We start from the raw sequence: 893 nt of genomic DNA, 5'->3' as shown, positions 1-893 counted from the left end.
AGCAGAGCCTGGAAACCGGTGAGCCCGGCCGCAATTCCGGCCTGGATCGTGGTCGCCAGCTGACCCGTGAACGTGGTCAGCGCGTTCGCGAGAACGCCCAGCGTCGGGTTGATCGCCGCCAGCGCGCCGGTGAGCGCGTCGACGAAGGCCTGCGGGGTCGGGAAGTTGGCCAATGCGGCGTTGAATGCCGCGGCCAGTGCCGCCCCGCCGTTCACCAGCGCTTCGAGGAAGGCCTGCGGGCCGTCGATCGAGGCGTTGATGATGGCCTGCAGTGCCAGACCCAGGTTCACGTCGATGTTGCCGAACGCCTGAACCAGCGCGTTGATGAACGCCTGCGGGGTCGGGAACGCTTCGAGCGCCGCCTGGAACGCCGCCGACAGAGCACTCAGCGGGTTGCCCAGCGCATTCAGCAGAGCCTGGAAACCGGTGAGCCCGGCCGCAATTCCGGCCTGGATCGTGGTGGCCAGCTGACCCGTGAACGTGGTGAAAGCGTCGGCCAGGATGCCCAGCGTCGGGTTGAGCGCTGCGAACGCCCCGACCAGGGCGTCGACGAAGGCCTGCGGGCTCGGGAAGTTGGCCAGTGCCGCATTGAACGCCGCCGCCAGTGCCGCCCCGCCGTTCACCAGCGCTTCGAGGAAGGCCTGCGGGCCGTCGATCGAGGCATTGATCACGGCCTGCAGTGCCAGACCCAGGTTGACGTCGATGTTGCTGAACGCCTGAACCAGAGCGTCGAAGAACGCCTGCGGGTTCGGGAACGCCGCCAAGGCAGCCTGGAACGCAGCCGACAGCGCGCTGAGCGGATTGCCCAACGCATCCAGCAGAGCCTGGAAACCGGTGAGCCCGGCCGCAATTCCGGCCTGGATCGTGGTCGCCAGCTGACCCGTGAACGTGGT

The 893-nt window shown here is 67.9% G+C and carries 1 pseudogene; it reads right to left on the bottom strand.

Annotated features, from left to right (window positions below):
* A pseudogene (locus BST42_RS29830) lies at positions 1-893 on the bottom strand (hypothetical protein); the annotation flags it as partial.

Source organism: Mycolicibacterium rhodesiae (genome assembly GCF_002086695.1).
Taxonomy (GTDB): Bacteria; Actinomycetota; Actinomycetes; order Mycobacteriales; family Mycobacteriaceae; genus Mycobacterium; species Mycobacterium rhodesiae.
This window is presented reverse-complemented; position numbering and strand designations above follow the sequence as displayed.